Source organism: Streptomyces botrytidirepellens (genome assembly GCF_003721215.1).
In the GTDB taxonomy this organism is placed as follows: domain Bacteria; phylum Actinomycetota; class Actinomycetes; order Streptomycetales; family Streptomycetaceae; genus Streptomyces; species Streptomyces himastatinicus.
The window spans coordinates 1-4,570 of sequence record NZ_RIBZ01000140.1; the positions used below are offsets into that span (position 1 = coordinate 1).

Genomic DNA, 4,570 nt, shown 5'->3' on the forward strand with positions numbered 1-4,570 from the left:
GACAGAGGGGCGGGCCGCTTCCGGGGTCGCCAGCAGCGCGACGATGGTGACCGGCTGCTGGCAGTGCGGACAGTTCCGGGTCGTCGCGGTCGGCTCCAACGGATCGCGCTCCAGGACTGGTTGGCGTGATGACGCGCGGCTGACCGTGTGCCGCTCGAAAAGTCATCGCCGCAGGTGAGCGGGGTGCGTCAGTCTGCTGGGATCATGTCCTCCGTGATCGTGTCCTTGCTGTACAAGGTGACCCGGAAGCTGCTGACTGTTCCATCGGTGCTCCTCCGTCGCGGGACGGCGAAGGACGCGGAACTTCTGGTGCCGCGGCACGAGAACGCGGTCCTGCGCCGCCAGTTGGCCGGACCGGTCCGCTACGAGCCCGCCGACCGGTTCTGATTCGCCGCCCTGTCCGCGCTGATACCCCGACGCCACTGGCTCAAGATCTTCCCTGTCACCCCCGGGCACCCTGCTTGCCTGGCACCGCAGATTCATCGCCGCAAAGTGGGACTACACCGCGCGCCGGGGCACCGGCCGCCCACCCACCCCGGCAGCAATCAAGAAACTCGTCCTGCGGCTGGCAAGGGANCCGGCAGCAATCAAGAAACTCGTCCTGCGGCTGGCAAGGGAGAATCCCACGTGGGGGCACCGGCGGATCCAAGGGGAACTTGCCCAACTCGGGTATCGCATCGCCGCCTCGACGGTGTGGGAGATCCTCAACGCGGCCGGTATCGACCCCGCGCCACGTCGCTCAGGCCCCACCTGGCGCGAGTTCCTGATCACGCAAGCCGAGGGCATCATCGCGGCAGACTTCTTTCACATCGACACCGCCCTCGGCAGGCGGTTGTACGCGCTGGTGTTCCTCGAGCACGGCACCCGGCGGCTGCACATCACCAGGGTCACCACCCGCCCGACACGGGACTGGGCGGTGCAGCAGGCCAGGAACCTCACCGCCGACCTGGACATACGCATCGAGTCCCTGCACTTCTTGCTGCGCGACCGCGATGGCACGTACGGCGAGGCGTTCGATGCCGTCTTTCGGGCCGAGGAGATGGAGATCCTCAACAGTGCCCACAGGCTCCCCGCATGAATGCGCACTGCGAACGCATCATCGGCAGCATCCGACGCGAAGCCCTCGACCACGTCCTCATCATGAACGAGACCCACGCCCACCACGTCCTCGCCGCCTACGAACAGCACTACAACGAACACCGACCCCACCAGGCCCGCAACCAGCTACCACCCGACGCCCACGAACAACCCGCCGCGGCGCATAGCCTCAGCACCGGCGTAGTCCTACGCACTCGGATCCTCGGCGGCCTCATCAACGAGTACAGATACGCGGCATGACATGCAGCGATGACTTTTCGAGCGGCACAAGTTCAACCGGCAACTTGGACTTTGGGAACTTCAAGTGAGGTAAGCCACACACGCACTGACTGTGACATTCCATCGAAGGATCGTAGGTGGACTTCTACCCATCTAGCAGGCGTCGTGGCCATATCAGGTGACTATGCGTCATCAGGTACCCCCTCTCCGCCGTCTCCTCCCGCATCATTGCGGCCTGTGATTCGAACTGTCCTGCGACTAAGGTTGCCGCCGACCGCGAGGCTGACTTCGCCCGACTGGTCGAAGCGTCAGGTTGAGGCCTGCACGACCAGTCCACACAAATCCCACAGGGGGGAACTCACCATGACTATCCTCACGCCCGTCAGACGTATGGCCGTTGCCGCAGCAGTCCTGGCCGCGATGGCTGTCCTCACGCCGCAAGCTGCCGGCGCGGACAAGCCTGCCGTGAAGGTCGCTCAGAGCGCCAACACGCAAACCAAGGCGTACGCCCTGGCCAATCCGGAGGTGGTCTCGGTGGCCGCTACGGTGTGCGGCTCCGGCTACGAACTCAGCAGCGTCACTCCGCTACCCAAGGGCACCGACCCGAAGTTGCGTCATGCGACGGTATTCAGCTACACCAAGGGCGGCAACGACAGCGGCTGCTCCATCATGGACAACAACCTCGGCAGCGCACAGCACATGAAGCTAAAGGTGTGCAACGTGAGGAATACCGCGTGTGACACTGACGAAGGCACCTTCAGCCAGTACGCAGGCCCCGTCTACACATCTCAGCCGGTGTGTGCGCACGTGACCGCCCAGATGTGGTACGAGGGAACGCTTTACATCAACTACAAGTCAGACTACGAGTACCTGTGCGACTAGGTATGCTGTCCCGGCACGTGGTGACGGGCGGCGCGCCGTGAGGGGTGTTTGAATGGGGCGAGGGCCTCCGGTTTCGGCGTGGATTGTGAAGCCTGAGGCCCTCGTTGATCCACCGTAACGCTGCCCCCGACTGGCAGGCTGCGTCTGGCCCGGTGCATCGCTGAGGACAAATGGCCGCTGCGGCGGGGCCGCTGAATGGTTCCAGGTCAGCCACACCACCACCCACAACGCCACGGCATGCGGCCTGGGGCCGCCTGTGACCGGGCCACCGGTGAACCCGTCCGCCGCTACGAAAGCTCCCGACCGGGCGAGCTGGCCCACAACGACGTCAAGAAACTCGACCGTATCCCCGACGGCGGCAGCCCCAGCAGATGCTCGTCACGGTCCGTGGCAACGGCCGCCCACTCAAGGCCATCGCAAGTCGGCGAGAAGAACAGATGCAGCTCATGCGCGGCGATCAGCCACTTGAACCGCAGGTACGCGGTCCACTCGATCGAGGTCACAACCTACCCCAGCCCAAAGACGACAACAACATCACCAAACGGCACTGGGCCGCACGGGTGATGGCCAGCTCTTCAATGCCTCAAGATCAGCTCATTCGCAGAAGGGGCCGTAGACCGCATCAATGAACGCCGCGACATTGCTGTTCTGCATGACCGCAGTGGCATTCGGACAGTTGTCCATACGCACCGCGCCAGCGTACTGAGTGAAGTGACCTGAGGAACCAAGAGTGCCTCCGCACGCCGGAGCCGTGCGTCGACCGCACGACAATCGACTCCCAAACCACGCCTTCTACCAGTGGAACGGAATCATGCACACATCGGCACAACAATCCGCCCTCACGCGCCACCGGCCGGGAGCGCACGGTTCGGCACTCACTCTCACCGTGCTGATGTTGTCAGCGGGCGTTCTCACCACTGCTTGCGGTGCCGACGGGGATGACCCAAGCGCTGCCACCCCACTGTCCTCAAGGGCATCAGTGGCCGCGGAATCACCCTCTTCAACGATCACTCCCAAACCTTCCACATCAGCGGCAGGAAGCTCTCCCACTCCTCAGACGGCTATGCAGCGAGCGCAAGAGGAGGCAGGCCGAGAACGGGCTGCAGCGGCTCCCAGCGGCGTCCCGGTCACGCCGGGGGAGGGCAAGGAGAGTGAAAACTTCAGCCACCCCGTGACGGCCAAGGGGGACGTGACGGTCTTCAAGCCCGTCCGCAGCGGATCCGCTCTGACCGTGCCGGTAAAAATCACCAATCATGGCGATCGACGTGCGTTCTACGATGTCGCCGTCCGTGTAACCGGCTCTCAGGGATTCGATGTCACGGTTCACGTGAAAAGTGAAGTGGTCGGATTGTACCCCGGGACTTCATGGCCCGCAGAACTCACCGCGAGTGATCCCGGGAGTCCAGCACCGGAAAACCCCCAGGTGACCATCGTAAAGAGCACAAGAGTAGAGAAGTTCAGCTGACGCTGAGGCGGCTCCGGCGTCAATAAGCCGCAGGAGCCGCCACGTCGGTATCTCCTACTCTCGCGCCGTACTTACGCGTATCAGGTGGGCATGCATGACGCACACCTACATCGCGAGTCCGCAGGCAATCCGGCCAACCGGCCGACCCGGGACTTCGGGATAATTCCCGCTACACTTCACCAGGCGGGCCGAAGCTCGGTGACGCCTCCTCAGTGTCTTCTCACCCAAAGACAATCCGTGCCCGCGGGTGGCAAGGCATGGGGACAGGCATATCCATAACGATGGAGTCGAAGCATGAGATGAAGCGGACGCAGACGCGCTCGCTTATCTGTGACCCTACTGAGGCTCAGAAGGCGAACAGGCGTGTCCATGACCGCGGTGATGGCCTGTGCCGCACTGACCGGCGGCCTCCTGCAAGCAGCGCCCGTTGCCGCCGCACCCGAGCCGAACCACAGCCCCAGCCGCACCACACCACCGGCTCCAGGCCGGGTTGCTGATCCGGGCAGCACACTCGGCAAGGGCTGGAACACCTCTGCGGACCGAGCTGTCCCCCTCGCCGCCGACAGCGATGGTGTGCACGTCCTCGTCGCCGACAGCGCGAAGGCGTACGAGTGGAAGAACGCCACCGTCCTGAGCGAGCCGGGCATGTCCGCAGATTCGTGGATCGGCCACCAGTGCGTCATCGACCACGAGCACGCCGCGTCGTCTACGCGCCGCGTACGTTCACAAACAAGCCGGATCTGATGCAAGGCGGCGCGTTCGCCGCCCTCGTCAACCTCGACAGCGGGAACGTCATCAAGCTGCCGTTCACCGCTTCGCTGGCCTAGGACTTGTCCGTCCGATCATGTGACTGCCGCGTGCCTGCGTCGTTGATATGGACATGGGGCGGGGTGATTTGACGGATGC

3 protein-coding genes and 2 pseudogenes are annotated in these 4,570 nt (G+C 63.9%); 4 read left to right on the forward strand and 1 reads right to left on the reverse strand.

All coding sequences use genetic code 11. The features are described 5' to 3' along the window. The first annotated feature begins 213 nt into the window (after nucleotides 1-213). The 3 genes and pseudogenes from EEJ42_RS52670 to EEJ42_RS51760 form a co-directional block, all read left to right on the forward strand. A pseudogene (locus tag EEJ42_RS52670) lies at nucleotides 214-1,338 on the forward strand (integrase core domain-containing protein). Nucleotides 1,339-1,680: 342 nt separating this feature from the next. Then, the gene (locus EEJ42_RS10650) at nucleotides 1,681-2,199 is read left to right on the forward strand and encodes a hypothetical protein (RefSeq protein WP_123099716.1); all 519 of its coding nucleotides are present in this window, start codon (nucleotides 1,681-1,683) and stop codon (nucleotides 2,197-2,199) included. Nucleotides 2,200-2,319: 120 nt separating this feature from the next. Further along, nucleotides 2,320-2,559, forward strand: a pseudogene (locus EEJ42_RS51760) (IS481 family transposase); the annotation flags it as partial. Here the strand turns inward: EEJ42_RS51760 and EEJ42_RS51765 are convergent. Beyond that, a complete protein-coding gene (locus EEJ42_RS51765; RefSeq protein ID WP_148081916.1) occupies nucleotides 2,487-2,702 on the reverse strand; it encodes a hypothetical protein in 216 nt (71 codons plus the stop codon). The pseudogene EEJ42_RS51760 and the gene EEJ42_RS51765 overlap by 73 nt on opposite strands. Before the next feature lie 1,325 nt (nucleotides 2,703-4,027). Between EEJ42_RS51765 and EEJ42_RS50770 the strand changes: the two genes are divergently transcribed. Then, on the forward strand, nucleotides 4,028-4,408 hold the full coding sequence (locus EEJ42_RS50770) for a hypothetical protein (protein WP_184503027.1): 381 nt from the start codon (nucleotides 4,028-4,030) through the stop codon (nucleotides 4,406-4,408). Nucleotides 4,409-4,570 lie beyond the last annotated feature (162 nt).

Excerpts from the sequence above, each read along its gene's own strand:
- EEJ42_RS10650 (WP_123099716.1), top strand. The coding sequence starts at position 1,681 with ATGACTATCCTCACGCCCGTCAGACGTATGGCCGTTGCCGCAGCAGTC.